Annotated in this window: 20 protein-coding genes; 2 read left to right on the forward strand and 18 right to left on the reverse strand. The window is 30.1% G+C overall.

Going from position 1 to position 17,424, the window contains the following annotated elements:
* Nucleotides 1–67 precede the first annotated feature (67 nt).
* From A7L45_RS11880 to A7L45_RS11945, 14 genes are all read right to left on the reverse strand, one after another.
* Nucleotides 68–586: an adenine phosphoribosyltransferase gene (locus tag A7L45_RS11880; protein WP_071612980.1), complete on the reverse strand. Its 519-nt coding sequence runs from the start codon at nucleotides 584–586 to the stop codon at nucleotides 68–70.
* Between the two features lie 56 nt (nucleotides 587–642).
* The gene (locus tag A7L45_RS11885; protein ID WP_224617053.1) at nucleotides 643–1,458 is read right to left on the reverse strand and encodes a DHH family phosphoesterase; all 816 of its coding nucleotides are present in this window, start codon (nucleotides 1,456–1,458) and stop codon (nucleotides 643–645) included.
* Between the two features lie 195 nt (nucleotides 1,459–1,653).
* Nucleotides 1,654–2,520 (reverse strand): protein translocase subunit SecF, encoded by an 867-nt coding sequence (gene secF / locus A7L45_RS11890; protein WP_071612982.1) that lies wholly within the window; start codon nucleotides 2,518–2,520, stop codon nucleotides 1,654–1,656.
* A 4-nt stretch (nucleotides 2,521–2,524) separates the two neighbouring features.
* Nucleotides 2,525–3,763, reverse strand: coding sequence for a protein translocase subunit SecD (gene secD / locus A7L45_RS11895; RefSeq protein ID WP_071612983.1), 1,239 nt, complete (start codon nucleotides 3,761–3,763; stop codon nucleotides 2,525–2,527).
* A 79-nt stretch (nucleotides 3,764–3,842) separates the two neighbouring features.
* Nucleotides 3,843–5,207, reverse strand: a complete 1,365-nt coding sequence (scfB, locus tag A7L45_RS11900) for a thioether cross-link-forming SCIFF peptide maturase (RefSeq protein WP_071612984.1) — start codon at nucleotides 5,205–5,207, stop codon at nucleotides 3,843–3,845.
* Between the two features lie 61 nt (nucleotides 5,208–5,268).
* The gene (gene scfA, locus A7L45_RS11905; protein ID WP_071612985.1) at nucleotides 5,269–5,406 is read right to left on the reverse strand and encodes a six-cysteine ranthipeptide SCIFF; all 138 of its coding nucleotides are present in this window, start codon (nucleotides 5,404–5,406) and stop codon (nucleotides 5,269–5,271) included.
* Between the two features lie 71 nt (nucleotides 5,407–5,477).
* Complete coding sequence (locus A7L45_RS11910) at nucleotides 5,478–5,846, reverse strand: TIGR04086 family membrane protein (protein ID WP_071612986.1); 369 nt, start codon at nucleotides 5,844–5,846, stop codon at nucleotides 5,478–5,480.
* A gap of 102 nt (nucleotides 5,847–5,948) precedes the next feature.
* The gene (gene yajC, locus A7L45_RS11915) at nucleotides 5,949–6,239 is read right to left on the reverse strand and encodes a preprotein translocase subunit YajC (protein WP_071612987.1); all 291 of its coding nucleotides are present in this window, start codon (nucleotides 6,237–6,239) and stop codon (nucleotides 5,949–5,951) included.
* Nucleotides 6,240–6,338: 99 nt separating this feature from the next.
* Nucleotides 6,339–7,469, reverse strand: coding sequence for a tRNA guanosine(34) transglycosylase Tgt (gene tgt, locus A7L45_RS11920; RefSeq protein ID WP_071612988.1), 1,131 nt, complete (start codon nucleotides 7,467–7,469; stop codon nucleotides 6,339–6,341).
* Between the two features lie 57 nt (nucleotides 7,470–7,526).
* Nucleotides 7,527–8,552, reverse strand: a complete 1,026-nt coding sequence (gene queA, locus A7L45_RS11925; protein WP_071612989.1) for a tRNA preQ1(34) S-adenosylmethionine ribosyltransferase-isomerase QueA — start codon at nucleotides 8,550–8,552, stop codon at nucleotides 7,527–7,529.
* Nucleotides 8,553–8,638: 86 nt separating this feature from the next.
* Nucleotides 8,639–9,646, reverse strand: coding sequence for a Holliday junction branch migration DNA helicase RuvB (gene ruvB / locus A7L45_RS11930; protein WP_071612990.1), 1,008 nt, complete (start codon nucleotides 9,644–9,646; stop codon nucleotides 8,639–8,641).
* A 14-nt stretch (nucleotides 9,647–9,660) separates the two neighbouring features.
* The gene (gene ruvA, locus A7L45_RS11935) at nucleotides 9,661–10,260 is read right to left on the reverse strand and encodes a Holliday junction branch migration protein RuvA (RefSeq protein WP_071612991.1); all 600 of its coding nucleotides are present in this window, start codon (nucleotides 10,258–10,260) and stop codon (nucleotides 9,661–9,663) included.
* A 265-nt stretch (nucleotides 10,261–10,525) separates the two neighbouring features.
* The gene (locus A7L45_RS11940; RefSeq protein ID WP_071612992.1) at nucleotides 10,526–11,293 is read right to left on the reverse strand and encodes a hypothetical protein; all 768 of its coding nucleotides are present in this window, start codon (nucleotides 11,291–11,293) and stop codon (nucleotides 10,526–10,528) included.
* A gap of 98 nt (nucleotides 11,294–11,391) precedes the next feature.
* The gene (locus A7L45_RS11945) at nucleotides 11,392–12,387 is read right to left on the reverse strand and encodes a YbgA family protein (RefSeq protein WP_084647446.1); all 996 of its coding nucleotides are present in this window, start codon (nucleotides 12,385–12,387) and stop codon (nucleotides 11,392–11,394) included.
* Nucleotides 12,388–12,614: 227 nt separating this feature from the next.
* Here A7L45_RS11945 and aat point away from each other — a divergent pair, with 227 nt between their 5' ends.
* A complete protein-coding gene (gene aat / locus A7L45_RS11950; protein WP_071612993.1) occupies nucleotides 12,615–13,283 on the forward strand; it encodes a leucyl/phenylalanyl-tRNA--protein transferase in 669 nt (222 codons plus the stop codon).
* A gap of 83 nt (nucleotides 13,284–13,366) precedes the next feature.
* On the opposite strand, the gene splB is transcribed toward aat, so the two are convergent.
* The 4 genes from splB to A7L45_RS11970 all read right to left on the reverse strand — a co-directional run bounded on the left by splB (nucleotide 13,367) and on the right by A7L45_RS11970 (nucleotide 16,788).
* Nucleotides 13,367–14,377, reverse strand: coding sequence for a spore photoproduct lyase (gene splB / locus A7L45_RS11955; protein WP_071612994.1), 1,011 nt, complete (start codon nucleotides 14,375–14,377; stop codon nucleotides 13,367–13,369).
* A gap of 82 nt (nucleotides 14,378–14,459) precedes the next feature.
* Nucleotides 14,460–14,693: a hypothetical protein gene (locus A7L45_RS11960; RefSeq protein ID WP_071612995.1), complete on the reverse strand. Its 234-nt coding sequence runs from the start codon at nucleotides 14,691–14,693 to the stop codon at nucleotides 14,460–14,462.
* A 171-nt stretch (nucleotides 14,694–14,864) separates the two neighbouring features.
* Nucleotides 14,865–15,755 carry a methyltransferase domain-containing protein gene (locus A7L45_RS11965; RefSeq protein ID WP_084647447.1) on the reverse strand — a complete coding sequence of 297 codons (891 nt, stop codon included), beginning with the start codon at nucleotides 15,753–15,755 and terminating at the stop codon, nucleotides 14,865–14,867.
* A complete protein-coding gene (locus A7L45_RS11970; RefSeq protein ID WP_071612996.1) occupies nucleotides 15,748–16,788 on the reverse strand; it encodes an AI-2E family transporter in 1,041 nt (346 codons plus the stop codon). Before A7L45_RS11970 ends, A7L45_RS11965 begins: the two co-directional genes overlap by 8 nt.
* A 332-nt stretch (nucleotides 16,789–17,120) precedes the next feature.
* On the opposite strand from A7L45_RS11970, the gene A7L45_RS11975 reads away from it, so the two are divergent.
* Nucleotides 17,121–17,381: a thioredoxin family protein gene (locus A7L45_RS11975; protein ID WP_071612997.1), complete on the forward strand. Its 261-nt coding sequence runs from the start codon at nucleotides 17,121–17,123 to the stop codon at nucleotides 17,379–17,381.
* The last annotated feature ends 43 nt before the right edge of the window (nucleotides 17,382–17,424 follow it).

The following is a 17,424-nucleotide window of genomic DNA, read 5'->3' on the forward strand; positions in this document are numbered from 1 at the left end:
TTTTACTAACATTATATAGTAATTTGTAGAATTATGCAATTTTAATTTATTCACTAAATAACCTAGACTAACTATTATATTTTACAAGAGACATTATATCATAATCCTTAAGTTTCTCTTTCCCATGAAGATCTGTAAGTTCTATTACAAAGTTTAAAGAAATAACATCTCCACCCATTTGTTCTATAAGTTTTGTTACCGCTGCAACTGTTCCACCAGTAGCAAGTAAATCGTCTACAATAACTACTCTTTGTCCAGGCTTTATTGCATCCTTATGTATTTCAAGTTTATCAGTTCCATATTCAAGTTCGTACTCAATTTGCAGCGTTTCATAAGGTAACTTACCAGGTTTTCTAACTGGTACAAATCCTGCTCCAAGAGCATAGGCTACAGGTACCCCAAATAAAAAGCCTCTTGCCTCTGGTCCCACTATAACATCTATTTGCTTATCTCTTAAATATTCAACGATATCATCTATTGTCTGCTTAAGAACCTTTCCATCTTGTAATATGGTAGTTATATCTTTAAAACTAATACCTTCCTTGGGAAAGTTTTCTATTACTCTAATGCTATTTTTAAGTTCCATTGTTATCCCCCTAAATTAAATAATACATTATCTTCACTCTTGCCATATACTAAACATTATATACTATTTTCAAGTTCCTTATCTAAATATTTTGATATTTGTAGTGCCCTATTTTTCTCTGTTGTTATAAATAACTCGACAACAATTTTAGCATTATCCATTTTTCCAACAGGATTAATTGTTGGTTTTACCGTGGATGCTAATTTTAGAACTGTTGACTCATTAATAATATTAATATTATGTATTTTTATCAACGCACAAATCCCATAATTAGTTGTACAATTTAATTGCTTAATACCTTCTTCGACTATTATTTTATTTTCACTTTCAATCTTTTTCTTGCTATATATAGTACCTATCATTACCAAATCCATATATTTGTTTACAGATTTCATCTTGTAGTAAGTTGAAATCGCTTGAGCCAGTTTAAACGTCATCCCACAGGTGCATAATTCCTTAAATGGGTAATTGCATCCCTTTTGCTTTGGATTGACAACTATAGTGTGTGGGACGTGTTTAATCGGTTTGTGAAAATCAGTAATTATAACATCTATCCCAATACTTTTACATAGTTCTACTTCACTAAAAGAATTAGTACCACAACCTAACGTTATTATAAGTCCAGGCCCTAAATATTTTATATGACCAGTAATATCTTTTTCAACTAAATCGCGATTTTCACTAAGTTCACCAGGTATAAAATACTCAACATCAGCATTTACAAACTTTAAAACTAACATCAACAAAGATATTGCAGTAATACTATCCACATCGTAAAATCCATATAAGACAATTTTTTCTCTATAATTTATCGCTTTTATAATCCTTTTTAATGCATCCTCCATTCCCTTTAATAAAAATGGATTATACATGTTATATTCTATAAAATCATTATTATTCTTTTGTATGTCTTTAAAAAAATCCACCATAAAAACTCCTCGATATTAATAGAAAATATATAGTTATAGTTTTCTATTATGTAAAATAAAAAAAACAAAGAAGTAATTAATACATCATACTTCTCTGTCCTTTGTTTTTAATTGTTTGAATCGAACTATTAATTGCGATTATGCAGTTACTTTCTTAGTTCTTTTCTTAAGAAATGCCCACATAGGACTTGCTATAAAGATTGAAGAATAACATCCAACTCCTATACCAATTAACAGTGGACCACTAAGATCTCTTAACGCTGGTACGAATATCCATACCGAAAATATACAAATTAAAACTGTAAGAACTGTATTTATTGATCTAGCCATTGTTTGTGTAACACTGGTATTAGTAATTTCTACTATAGTTGCTTTTCTCATAATTCTCTGATTTTCTCTTATTCTATCAAATATAACAATAGTATCATTAATAGAATAACCAACTACAGTAAGAATAGCCGCTATAAATGTTGCATTTACCGCTATTTGAAATACTGCATATACTGTAATAGTAATTAATATATCATGTAGCAATGCAAGTATTGCAGAAGCTGCAAATTTAAATTCAAATCTAAAACCAACATAAACTAACATGAAAAGCATAGCAACAATTAAAGCACCCACTGCTTTTGTCTTTAATTCAGAACCAATAGATGCACCAATTGTATCTTCTGAAACTAAAGTACTAGATTTAAATTGTGTCTTAATTTCTTTTAACATGGTTGCTGTTTCATCAGCTGAAAGAGCATCGCTTTTTACAGTTATTTCGATCTCTTTAGCATCATTTATCGTTTTGGATAAATATTCACCCTTTGCATGTTTATCAATTATTTTATCTACATCTGACTTATCAAATTTTTGATTCATATTTACAGTAATTGCTGTACCACCTTTAAAATCTATACCTAAGTTTAGACCTTTAGTTGCTATGACCCCCATTCCTATTACAATTATAATTAGAGATATAGAAAACCATAATTTAGTCTTTTCAACTATCTTTAGCATATGTTTACCCCCTCTTTACGCCAAAATGAGATGTTTTACTTATTAGTCCCATTTCAACTGCTAATTTCAATAAAAATTTAGTACATGTAAGTGCTGTAAATATACTTATAATTGTACCAACTACTAGTGTTAGTGCAAAACCTTTAACCGAACCCGTTCCCATCATATAAAGAACTAAACCCGCAACTATAGTTGTTATATTTGAATCTAATATTGATGGAAGTGCTCTATGGAAACCAGCATGTACTGAAGATTTTATTGATTTTCCAGTTTTAAGTTCTTCTCTCATTCTCTCGAATATTAACACATTAGCATCTACTGCCATACCAATCGTAAGTAGGAATCCAGCAATACCTGAAAGTGTTAAAGTAGCATTCATAGCTGAGAATGCTCCGAGAACCAAAACAACATATAACAATAAAGATATATCTGCAATAACCCCTGGTGCCCTATAATATAAAAGCATAAATAGGAATACAAGTAATATTGCTACGACTCCCGCCTTCATACTTTGTGCCATTGCTGCTTCTCCTAAAGTAGCTCCAACTGTTTTAACTGAAACAGCTTTTAAAGATACAGGCAATGCTCCTGATTTAATAATTTGTGATTTTGTTGTAGCTTCTGCTAATGTTGCAAACCCACTAATTTCGGCCCTACCATCGGTAATAGCTACTTTTACATTAGGAGCAGTTAATACATCTGCATCCATGTAAACAGTAATTACTTGTCCTATAAATTTCTGAGTTGCTACTGCAAACTTTGTCCTTCCTGAGTCATGAAGTACAAGATTTATAACAGGTTTATTATCTTGACCGTATGCTGCAGTGGCATCTTTTACATCTTTACCAGTAAGAATTGTTGCTTTATCAGGACCAACAAATTTAAGTTCTCCTGATTTAGCAACCGTATCAAGAATTTCCTTAGAATCAAATTTACCTGGTATTTCGATTCTAATTCTATTAAGACCTTCTTTGGCAACTAATGTTTCACTTATTCCCATTTTGTTAACTCTCATAGAAATAAGTTCAATAGCCCTGTCTAAAGTTTTTGCATCAACTGCTCCACCTTTAACTTCTTCTAATACTGAAATTCCACCTTGTATGTCTAACCCTTTGTTTATTGTTTGAGTAAATGGTTTAACCCTATAGTCTCCTATTGTAAATCCGTGAAATCCTGTAAATGCTAATAATCCAACAACACAAACACTGATTAGAAACAGTATCGTACTTTTCTTCTTTTTCATGTTTATCCCCCTCACTGTTTACTCATAACTGCAATTATATTATGATTAACAAATTTAGTCAATCTTACCTAAATATAATTTACTTATTCATAGTTTGTGCTTTTAAAGCTATAGCACATTCTATCCTCTTTTTTTGCATCTTGCATCCAATTTCATATGGTATATGCATATCTCCATTGAAATTAAAGTTATTTGCCTGACATCCACCACTACAATAAAATTTAGCCCAGCACTCAGTGCAGGCAGGTTTATTATAAATATGAGCTTCTTTAAATTCTTTAACCATCTTTTTATTAGTAATCCCAGTATATATATCTCCTATTAGGAAATCTTTATTACCAACAAATTGATGACAAGGGTATATATCACCGTCTGGTGTAATCGCTACATATTCATGTCCAGCTCCACATCCTGCTATTCTCTTATATACACAAGGTCCACCCTTCAAATCAATATTAAAGTGATAAAATTTAAAGCTTGTCCCATCCTTATATCTCTTGAGCATATCTGTATATAATTTATCATATTGCTCAAATATTACTGGTAAATCTTCCTCTCTAAGTGAAAGTTTATGCTCAGGTGGAAGTACTACTGGCTCTATAGATATCTCTTCAAATCCTAAATCAGCCATATGCTTTATATCTTCAAAAAAGTCAGTATTATCTCTAGTGAATGTTCCCCTAACATAATACTGTTTTGATTTATCTCTCATATCAACCATTTTTTTAATTTTAGGAAGAATATTATCATACGAACCACTTCCATCTACCTTTACTCTAACCTTATCATTAACAGTTTTTCTGCCATCTATGCTAAGTACTATATTACCCATGTTTTCATCCATATATTTCATGATCTCATCATTAAACAATGTGGCATTAGTAGTCATAGTAAATCTTATGGATTTTTTATAAATTTTCTCCTGAACCCTAGCATATTCAACTATTTCTTTTATCATTTCAAAAGCCATAAGTGGTTCTCCACCAAATAAATCTATCTCAATATTTTTTCTAGGTCCAGATTTCTCTAAAACAAAATCTATAGATTTCTTTCCAACTTCTACTGACATTGCTTTTCTAGCGCCATGGTACTCACCCTCGTCAGCAAAACAGTACTTACATCTTAAGTTACAATCATGAATTATATTTAGACACAGTGCCTTTATATATGGCTCCTCTTTTGCACCACTTAATGCAATTGATTTGTATAAATCTCCTGTGTACAAAGTTTCTTCTTGAATTAAGCTTTGAATTTCGTCATATACTTCGCTAATATCTTCTATTGAATATTTATTCTTAAAATCTTCTATTAAATCTTCTTTTTTTCTAAGTTCATTTTCATCTAAAAGATCATAAACTATTTCATCTACCATATGTAGTGCTCCAGAATTTACATCAATTACATAGTGTTCATTATCTTGGATAAATTTATGAATAAGTGACAATTTTCTTCCTCCTAACTAAATTTAAAGCAGTAACCCTAAGTTACTGCCCCCGTTAACATTATTAGTTTTCACAAGCTAAGTTAGCTACTGTACAAGAAGTTTTACATGCTGACTGACATGAATTAGCACATTCCTTGCATCCTGGTTTTTTTAAACTTTCTTTGATTGTTGCTGCATTTATAGTTTTTATATGTTTCATTTTTTTATTCCTCCATATCATAAAGTTGACCTGTACATCATATCATAATATTCTAGCTAAATAAAGTAATTTTATAAATTTATTCCAAGCATTCCTGATAAGGTACCTATACCTAAAGCGAGTGACGTTCTTACTATTTCGCGCATCCCAATAGCAGCACTTCCACCACCAAATACTTTAACTAAGTACAAAATTAACATGTAAGTCGCAGCAACCATAATACCCATTAGCCAACCTTTTTCCCCTGCTTTTTTCGCAGCGAATATAGATCCATAAAGTACACTCACGAGTGTTATTACAATATAAAAAACGGATGTAACCTTCATGCTAGCTGGCAAAACAGTTGTTACTATAGAATAAATAACTAATATAATTAGGGTTAAAATTGAAGCCCTAAAAACTCCTTCTCCAGCGTAAGAATACTTTTTTTTATTTTCCATGTAAATCCCCCCTTTTCTATAAATTCCAATAAATAAACATTCTTTTTATTAAAGTCTATAATATTAATTATGATTTGAAAAGGGGTTTTATTACATAATTCACTATTTTTTCTCTACTGCTTCATTAGTATTTAAGTTTATAACAGTTCCAATTCCACTTTTTGCTAATTTAATTCTAGTTCTGTCTGGACCACTTTCAAGTATAATATACTCATCTTGGATGTTGATGATTTTCCCCATCACACCACCTTTAGTAAGTACTTCATCATTTACTTTTAAGTTGTTTAAAAGTGCAGCATATTTTTTCTTTCTTTTGTTTTCTGGTATAAATATTACTAGATAAAATACTGCTAGCATTAATACCATTGTAAACACACTTCCTAATTGTCCCATCTATTTTCTCCTCCTTTCAATAATTTTTTCTCTAACTTATAATAAAATAATTTTCCTATAAAGATATATCTTATAGGCTAATCATATTATAGCAAATAATTATTTTCCTTCATTCCATTGAGCAAGTTTTTCAGCCTTAAATTCTTCAAAGCAATCATTATCAATAGCATCTCTAATATCTTCCATAAGTTTATTATAAAAATATAAATTATGAAGTACACAAAGTCTCATTGCGAGCATTTCCTTTGCTTTAAATAAATGCCTTATATAAGCTCTAGTATAATGTTTGCATGTTGGACAATTACATCCCTCATCAATTGGACCAGCATCTAGCTCAAATTTAGCATTAAACATATTTATTCTACCATCTTTCGTAAAAACATTCCCATGTCTTCCGTTTCTTGCTGGCAATACGCAATCAAAGAAGTCCACTCCCCTTGATACAGCCTCTAATATATTACTTGGATAACCAACCCCCATAAGATATATCGGCTTATCCTGTGGCAAATGCGGAACAACTGCATCAATAATTCTATACATTTCTTCGTGGGATTCTCCAACCGCAAGGCCACCAATAGCATAGCCATCAAGGTCCATTTTACTAATTGTTTTAGCATGCTCTATTCTAATATCCTCATATGTTCCACCTTGATTTATACCAAATAGCATTTGTTTGTTATTTATAGTGTCACTTAAAGAATTTAATCTATCCATTTCAATCTTACACCGCTCGAGCCACCTTGTAGTTCTTGCTACTGAATCTACAACATATTCTTTGGTAGAAGGATTGGGTATACATTCATCAAATGCCATAGCAATAGTAGATGCTAAATTGCTTTGTATTTGCATGCTCTCTTCTGGACCCATGAATATTTTTTTTCCATCAATATGAGAATTAAAGTAAACGCCTTCTTCTTTAATCTTTCTCATTTTTGATAAAGAAAACACTTGGAAACCACCTGAATCTGTAAGTATAGGCCTATCCCAATTCATAAATTTATGAAGTCCTCCCATTTTACGCACAACCGTATCTGTTGGTCTTAAGTGTAAATGATAAGTGTTAGACAATTCTACTTGGCAGTTAATTTCTTTTAAATCCATAGTGGATACGGCACCTTTAATTACGGCTAGTGTACCTACATTCATAAATACAGGTGTTTGAATAGTGCCATGAGGTGTTGTAAATTCACCACGTCTTACTTTACCACTTTTTTTAAGTAATTTATACATAATCAACCTACTTTCTATACAATAATTACGAGTTAGCTCTTTCTTTACTAATACTTTTTAATATAAAAACATTGCATCTCCAAAACTGAAGAATCTATATTTTTCTTTAACCGCTACTTCATATGCTCCCATAATTAAATCTTTATCTGCAAAAGCGCTAACCAACATTATTAGTGTAGATTCTGGCAAATGAAAATTAGTTATTAATGCATCAACAATTTTAAACTTGTATCCTGGATATATAAAAATGTCTGTCCATCCAGATTTCGCACATACTCTTCCATTATCATCTGCTATACTTTCAAGTGTTCTGTTAGAAGTTGTACCTACCGCAATTACTCTTCCGCCATTTTCCTTTGTTTCATTTATTAACTGTGCTGTTTCACTATTTAACATATAATGTTCTGAATGCATTTCATGTTCTTCGACTTCTTCTGCTTTTACAGGTCTAAAAGTACCTAGACCTACATGTAATGTTACAAAAGCGATTTCAACACCTTTAGCCTTGATTTGAGCAAGTAGCTGCTTTGTAAAATGAAGTCCAGCAGTTGGTGCTGCAGCTGACCCTTCCTCTCTCGAGTATACAGTCTGATATCTTTCTTTATCTTCTAATTTTTCAGTAATATAAGGAGGAAGTGGCATCTCTCCAAGTTTATCTAAAATTTCTTCAAAGATTCCATCATATTCAAATTCAACGATTCTGCTTCCACCCTCCGAATCACTAATAACAGTTGCTTTAAGCTCACCATTACCAAAAATAAAGGTTGCTCCTATCTTTGCTTTTTTGCCAGGCTTAACTAAAGTTTCCCACTTGTTAATATCTATTCTTTTAAGAAGCAAGAATTCCATCTTACCACCGGTTCCCTCTTTAAAACCAAGCAGCCTTGCTGGCAATACTCTAGTATCATTCAATACTAAACAATCACCTGGATTCAAATAATCTATTATGTTTTTAAAATGTTTATGTTCTATTTCCTTTTTAGTTTTATTGATTACCATAAGCCTTGACTCATCCCTTTTTTCAAGTGGATGTTGCGCTATAAGTTCCTTTGGTAAATCAAAATAAAAATCCTTTACTTTCAAAATATTACACCCTTTCTTTATGGAAAAATTATTTAAATTTATGTCTATCATAATTATATTATGAATTATTTAAGTTTCTTTGCTTTCTATGCCCTTTGTGGTCTATTTAAATGTTGATACGCTTTTTTAGAAGCTACTCGTCCCCTTGGTGTTCTTATTATAAATCCCTTTTGAATTAAATATGGTTCATAAACATCTTCAAGTGTACCTATCTCTTCTCCTACAAAATATGATAATGTTTCAATACCAACTGGTCCACCATTAAAATTATCTATAATAGCTTCAAGCATTTTGTTATCTATCCTATCAAAACCTTCGTCGTCTATTTCAAGTAGCTCTGATGCAGATTTTGCTATATTCAAATCTATAATTCCATTTCCCTTAACATCACAATAATCCCTTACCCTTTTAAGCAAACGATTTGCAATTCTTGGAGTCCCCCTTGAACGTCTTGCAATTTCCACCGCAGCATCACTCGTAATATCCACTTTCAAAATAGCTGCTGAACGTATTACTATTTCTTTTAATTCGCCTTCGGAATAATATTCCATAGCACTTAGCACTCCAAATCTATCACGAAGCGGGGCAGTTAATAACCCAATCCTAGTTGTTGCACCAATAAGTGTGAATCTTGGAAGATCTAGTCTTATGGATTTTGCAGATGCTCCTTTTCCTATAACAATATCAAGTGCATAATCTTCCATAGCAGGATATAAAATTTCTTCTACAGATCTGTTAAGTCTATGTATTTCATCAATAAAAAGCACATCATAGTCACTAAGGCTAGTTAAAATAGCTGCTAAATCCCCAGCTCTTTCTATTGCTGGTCCAGAAGTTACTTTTAAATTGCCTTTCATTTCCTTCGCAATAATATTCGCAAGAGTTGTCTTACCAAGGCCTGGCGGTCCATATAAAAGCACGTGATCAAGAGCTTCATCTCTATTTTGAGCCGCTTTAATAAATATACTTAATTTTTCTTTTATTTTGGATTGACCAATATATTCTCCAAGCTTTTGGGGTCTTAGAGAATACTCAGCATCCACATCTTCCTTCGTGATAGACGAAGTAATAATTCTTTCCTCAGTATCATCCATAGTATATTCCCACCTTAGTTCATTAAATATTTCAAACAATCTTTAATTATATTTTCAAGTGATTGTTCATGACTTACAGCACTCATTGCCTTTTCCGATTCTTTTTCAGAATATCCTAGTGAAATAAGAGCACCCAAAACCTCCATAAGTTTTCTATCCTCTATTAAATTCATTCCTGAATTTCGAGATAGGTCTTGAGTGGTAGACTGCTCAAGATGTATCTTTTCTCTAAGTTCCAAAATTATCCTTTGAGCAATTTTTTTGCCTATACCTGGTGCCCGGATTAGAGTTTTTTCATCACCTGATACAATAGCATATTTTAAATTCGTTACACTGCAAATAGAAAGTAATGATAAACCAGCTTTTGACCCAACTCCGTTTATACTAATTACAAGGCTAAACATCTCTATCTCATCTTTTGTTAGAAACCCATACAAACCAATAAAATCTTCTCTAACAATTTGTTTTATATATAATAATACCGTTTCATTTGTTTTAGGCATCTTAGCCATAGTACTTCCAGAAGTATATATTCTATAACCCATACCGTTATTGTCCAGTATAATATAGTCTTTATTAAAACCTACAAAAATGCCTTTTATATATTCGAACATAATACTTCCTCCTTGCTGTTTCCTTTAGGATACTAATTATTAATTGTTATCCTTCTATTTTTATAGCAACATATATTACTTTACCACCTAAACGTTATTAATTCAATAAATAAGATACATGAAAATAAAAAAATATGGTAAAAAGCCTTAAGAATTATAATTCTTAAGGCTTTTTTATTAGAAAAATACATTTCTTAAAGTTTTATCCTTTTAGAAAATATGTTCCTAATGACATAGTACATATTTTATTATCTTAATTAATTCATCATGACTTTAAAAGACCCATAGCATAATCAAAAGCCTTTGCTGGAGATTTGAATTCTCCTTTTTCGCATTCTTCGCTATCTTCCATATCTTTTTTAGTATCATCATCTTTGCTATATTTTCTGCCATGAATAAGGTCTTCCACTAATCCATCTTTTTCTTTCAGGTCGATAATTTTAATATGTTGTAATTCACCTTTGTCTATAGCTTCAAAATCATATTTTTGCTGTTTACCATCTGCTGAATAAACGTTAGCATTAAATAGTTTACTTGCTGCTATGTTTCCATTTTCATCTGTTTTATATATTGTTACCATGTCGCTATACACACCTAAAAAATATCTATTAGCTTTATAACTATACCTGTTGCTATTATTAACAAAAACAACTTCATCAGTACTCATATTAAAAACTGTGTAACCTTGATTTTTAAAATATTCATTAAGTTCTTCTTTATTTTTTCTAATTAATACTTTCGAACTATTAAAATACTTTTCAAGCACCATATTTCTCACTACATTATCTTTATATTTAATCTTGAAAATGAATTTTGTGTCTGTTGATACTCTAGCCAAATTAGTGGTTACAGATGTTTGTAATGAATTACCGTTTTCAATGGCTTTTGATGTAAATCTTAAATATGGTAAATTGCCACAAGCTTCAAGTTTTAAATCATTTTTATTCATATAATGTATTAGAGAATAATTGGCACAAACAAAAGCTATTAAGATTATTGTTAAAAGTGAATATAAAATTTTTTTATTTTTCATAATTCCCCTCCTTATTTGGAATTATGTCCAAACAAAGGATTATTCATTCAATAAATTAAAAATATATCACATTTATACATAAAATTATATTTGTCTTATTATTTATCTAGACCTTTTCCAGAATCAGTAACATTATCTAATTGAAGCGGATAAGGTTCAAAGAAAGTTTGATTAATAAGATTTTTCTCTTCAAAACGTATAGCATTTGATTTTATAACATAAAGTGGAACACTAAAGGGTACCTTACTTTCTCTGTATTGTTCTATTGTATTTAAAATAAATTCTTTTTCTCTATGCGTTAACTTATCTGAGAAATAGCCCATAGATTTTATAAGCACATTTATATTAGATGTATATCTTGGTAACTTATTAAGGGCAAGATTAAGGTTTATTGCATATTCTTCATAAACTTGCTTTGCGCTTAATTCCCCATGGCTACCTATAATTCTCCCGAGTATTTTCAGTTGCTTTTGGTTGTACGACATAAGTAGAAGCTTATTTGTACTATGAAACTCAACTAGATCTTCTATAAGCATACTTTCTTCTATAACTCTAAAATTCTTCATAATATATAATTTTGTTAAAAAATGCTGCCTTATATTATAGTTTTTAACCCTTCCATCATCCTCGATGGCTGCACTAGGGAATTTATTTATTACAAGTTCACCAAATAATCCTTTTCCTTTAACCGATGATGAACCCTTTTGTGCACTTTTATAAATTTTAACCTCCTTTATGCCGCAAGATGGGGATTTACTTTTCAGTAAAAAGCCATCGACTTTGGGAAGACCTTTTAGAAATTCCTCTCCAAATTCAAACATCTCCGTGCTTAATTCCCTCTCAGTAACATGTTGCACTAATTTAGCAGGTGATAGTTCATCTTCTTTAACAATCCTTATAGCCTCCCTAGGTGTATCTAGTCCTATTTGGACCTCAGGGCAAACTGTTATAAACTCAACATAATCATTTAATTTATCTACTAAATTGCAACCGTCCATCTGACCATTATATCTGCATGCTTCAAAACCTAAACATCTACTCACAACAACTACTGGTTTCACATTATTTATTCTTTCCTTATAAGACAACTTCATATAAAAACATCCTCTCAATAATTTACTATACTTTTTCATTTGATTATATATTTATGTTACCTCAATCACTATACTACTTCAATATTTATTTTAGTTTTCCTCTATTTTATGATGCTCCATAACTTTCTTTTTAATCAAATGTTTGTGTCTATTAATGTAAAAGCATGTAAGATTGATTTAGGTAGTATATAATAATGTTTATAAGTTATATACTGAAAGGAGTTATTATGACAGTTTATAGATTATCAAATGAATTAATATTCCCTCACCCATCTCTTTCAGATGATGATGGGTTACTCGCCATTGATGGAGATTTATCGCAAGAGAGATTATTACTTGCATATTCTAATGGAATATTCCCCTGGTACTCGGATGATGAACCAATACTTTGGTGGTCACCGGATCCAAGATTTATTGTTTACCCAAAAGATATAAGAATCTCTCACTCTATGAAAAAAATACTTAAAAAGAATATATATAAAGTTACCTTTGATACTCACTTTAGAGATGTTATATCTAATTGTTCAAATCTCAGGCGTGAGGCTGGCACATGGATTACAAATGAAATGATTGAAGCTTACTGCAAACTCCACGCACTTGGCTATGCCCACAGCGTAGAAACTTGGTTCAATGATGAATTAGTTGGTGGACTATATGGCATAAGCATAGGAAAATGTTTTTTTGGTGAATCAATGTTTTCTACTATGGATAATGCATCTAAAGTTGCCTTTATTACATTTGGGAGAGTATTAGAAAACAAGGGATTTTCTTTAATTGATTGTCAGGTTCATACAAATCATCTCGAAAGTTTAGGCGCCGTTTATATGCCTAGAGAAAAGTTTTTAGAACTTGTGAAAGATGGAATATCAAAATTGCCTTTAAAATTATCATTATAAGCTACATGAATATTAAAAAATAAATCATCATGAAGACCTAAACCTTCATGATGATTATTTAATTCACTAAAATATTTTAATTATTAAGTGAAATATTCAATTATTGCCAAATCAAAATTAATGTTTATCTGTTCTGAGATATAATTCTTTATATCCTCACTATCTGGTTTCTTATATACATACTTGAATTTTCCATATGGTCCCCATTTTAATAACCTTTTTTCTTCATCCAGATCAAGCTTAGTATTTTTAAATCTCTGCACTATAAGTTCCTTTGCAGCCTTTGTAAATCTATGTTGAATAAGTTCAAAACTTACTTCCTCTTTGTAATCCGCAAGAGCTATTTTTAACGTTTTAAATAGTTCCTTATACTCTGACCTCCAATTATCATATATCATAATAGGTGCAATTATAAATCCTATTGGGTACCCAGCGGAAGCTATTTTTTTAACTGCTCCTATTCGCTCTTTAAATGTCGAAGTATTATGTTCGAAATTATCTATTACATAAGGCGTGTTTAAAGTAAATCTAAATTTTGTGTGTTTATTGTGTTTCAGTTTTAAAAATGGATCAACATCATCAAACTTTGTTACAAGTCTAAGCCTTCCCTTCTCACTCCTCCCAAAAAACTCTATGCATTTTTTTAAGTTTCCACTTAGATGCTCAAGTGCAATTGGATCAGTTATACTTGCACATTCAAAAGAAGTAATACTTGGCAAGTTAGCATCTATATACGTTTGTATATTTTCTAAAATTTCTTCAATATTTAAGAATATTTTCATGAAAGGCTTCTCACCTTGAGTAGTTTGCAGATAACAATATTCACAATTTGCAGGGCATGAACTCGAAAGTGAAAATTGGTAATCTGCGGAGGGTTTACAACTCATTAATTTTTTTTGACCATTTGTTGTAAAAAGAACAGTCTTTTTAGCAGCTGCATAGTTTCTCTCGGGAGACCCAGAGTCTATTACAACTTTTTTTGAATTAACTATAGGTACCTTTAATTCTTCTAGATATTTTATTGTTCCTTTTGATTCCTCATATTTTAACAATTTGGGGTCCATATAGGCAATATCTGGTATAAATAACTTCATTAACTTCACCTCATAGGTATTGTTTTATTAAATAAAGTTATTTATACACTTATCCTATTCATTAATTACATATTTGAAAAACTTATCTAATATTGTACTTGTTAATCACCTTATTTTTTAGTTTTTTACCCAATGTCTCACCTAAAAATCTATCGATCATATCATCCTTAGTAGCTTTCCCGTCTATAAATATATTGAATTTTTTACAAAGCTTGCTTAAATCGCTTTTACTTATATCATAAGTTTTAATAAAACTTTTTGCAGTTTTAATACTAGTCATAGCAATTATTCGTTTATACATTTCATCATTAGTCATGATAACACCTCTAATCTTTTATTTATCAAATACATTAACATTATATCATCTTAATCCTCATCAATACATCAATTATAATAAAATCTATTACTTAATTATATTTTAAAACAAAATAACTGATTGTAGAATAGTCCTACATCCAGTTATTAATTTTATTTCTCATAATATAGCTTAATGACATTTCTCATATACACTTATATTAAAATGGAGTGCAGTTGAAAGTTTAGAAGTCTCAATCGCTTTTTCTCTCATAGCATTGTCAAAAGTCCAATAGTAGGGTGTCATTCTTATAAGATTTTTTACACTTTCCCTATCTTCTAAATGAATATTATACTTAACTTCTGATCTATTTATTAATTTAAAACCCTCAAAAGTAGTTTCTTTTTCCGCGTGTTTTCTAGCATTTACATATAATATCTCTTTTAAACCATATAAATGCTCAATCCCAGGTGTTACAACTATCAGTTTCCCATTATCTTTTAGAACCCTTTTAAGTTCTAGATCATCAGAAGGTGCAAAATTTCTAATAATAACATCTATGGTATTTGGCATTATGGGTAAATTAAAATTACTGCTTACTATAAAATTTATTTCTTTATCCCTCTTAACTGCATAAGTAACTGCGGATTTCGATATATCTACGCCAAAAAAATTAAATTGTTTGCTTAAAAGACATTTAGATTCATTTGCATATATAGCTTCCTTAAGTCTTGCTAAAAAATATCCTTCTCCACACCCAGCATCAAGTATGTTTATATTTTTTTCACTTATATTCGATATTATTATCTCATTAAGTCTATCTGAAAAAGTGTGATAATAACCTCTATTTAAGAAATCTTTACGACCTTCCATCATTTCCTTACTGTCTCCAGGATCTTTGGTTTTCTTTTGATTAGCTAATAAAAGATTAATGTATCCTTTGCTAGATATATCATAACTATGATTATTTAAACATACGCATTGTTTTTCATTTTTTTCAAGACTTAAATTGCAAACAGGACATTTTAATATAGACTTCATATTTTCTATTGACACAAAATCACTACCTTCATAATTAATCATCTGTAAATTTAGGACTACTTTTTTCGCTAAGATTCACTCCTATTAAATCTAATAAGAATATAACTATTGGTATACCTAGTAGAAGACCCCATGTTCCCATAAAATGTTCTGATATTATTAATGTTGCAAAAGTAAAAAATATTGGAAGATGTGTAGTATCAGACATAAACTTTGGATTTAAAATATAACTTTCAATCGCATGAATTATAAAAATCATAATAAGCACAAAAAATACTTTAACTACCCCACCTATTTTCAAAGCAATTAAACATAATGGTATTAAAGAAATAAATACTCCAGCCACTGGTACAAGACTTAAAATAAATATCATGAATGCAAGAGCAAATAATTGTGGAAAACCCATTATAGTAAGTCCTATAATTGATAATACTGTATTTGTAATTGCTATCATTATTTGAGCCTGGATTACTTTACCAAAAGAATTTAAGAAGTTATTTCCAAAATAACTAAAGTAATTATATGCACCCGATACTCTACTATGTCTAAACTTGTGGACAAAGTTTAAAATACTCTTCTTTTCTAATATAAATACTAGACTTAATAGGAGTGCCATAAAAAAATTAATACTCCATTTACCTAAATTTGTTACTAAAAGCATAATACTTTGAATGCCAGATTTAGCATAACTTGCTATGTCAATCTGATTAACTATTGGTGATAGATAAGGCATAACACCTTTTGTGTTTTTCGCAAAATTAATATACTCCATCTTGTCTAAAATAAGTAAACTTTCAGATATTGCTAATGGTATATATTTTACTGCTAAGAGCGCTATAGTTGCTGTAATAAACACATATATAATTATCGTAATAATGGTTGGACTTACCTTTATAATTTTGTTGATTTGGCAAACTAATAAACTTTGCATACTGTTCACTAAATAAGTAATCATAAAAGTTAATAAAATTAAATCAAAAATGGATCTTATTAAATACGCGAATAATACTAATACTAAAAATAACATTATTTTCATAAGTGACTCTTTCTTACATATCTGCTTTATCGATTGCATTTAAAATACTCCTTCATTTTCTTATATTATTTGCTTTTAATATGTACTACATTTTCTCCAATTTATATCAAAATAACAAATTATTTTTGGACTAGTTCATTATAGCAAATTTTTTAACTTAATTCTATTAATTACTCCTAATAACCTTAATCATTATATTTATGAAATATGTTTTTGTTTATAACAATCTATTTTAATTACGAATAAATATAATAATTTAAAGTTTAGTCCTTATAATTTACTATAATGCCCTAAGTATAAGAAAAATGGTGTATACTATTAATGCGTCTAATAATATTAGGTCCTAAATAGAAAGTTTGGTGGTGTAGTAAATGAAACCAGTAATTATGTTTGTAACTGAATGGTGTCCATACTGTAAAAAAGCACTTGGTTGGATGGAAAATATAAAAAAACAAAATCCAGAATATGCTGATATTGAAATTAAAATAATCGATGAAGAACTAGAGCCCGATATAGCAAAACAATATACATACTATTATGTACCTACTTATTATGTTGATGGCATAAAGGTTCATGAGGGAGTTACCTCTAAAAATATTGTTAATAATATATTTGAAAAAGCTTTTAAATAAAATGGTTTTTTAATTAAAATCAATAAAAACATTATGAAGATGG

It is taken from the genome of Clostridium estertheticum subsp. estertheticum, from assembly GCF_001877035.1.
In the GTDB taxonomy this organism is placed as follows: domain Bacteria; phylum Bacillota; class Clostridia; order Clostridiales; family Clostridiaceae; genus Clostridium_AD; species Clostridium_AD estertheticum.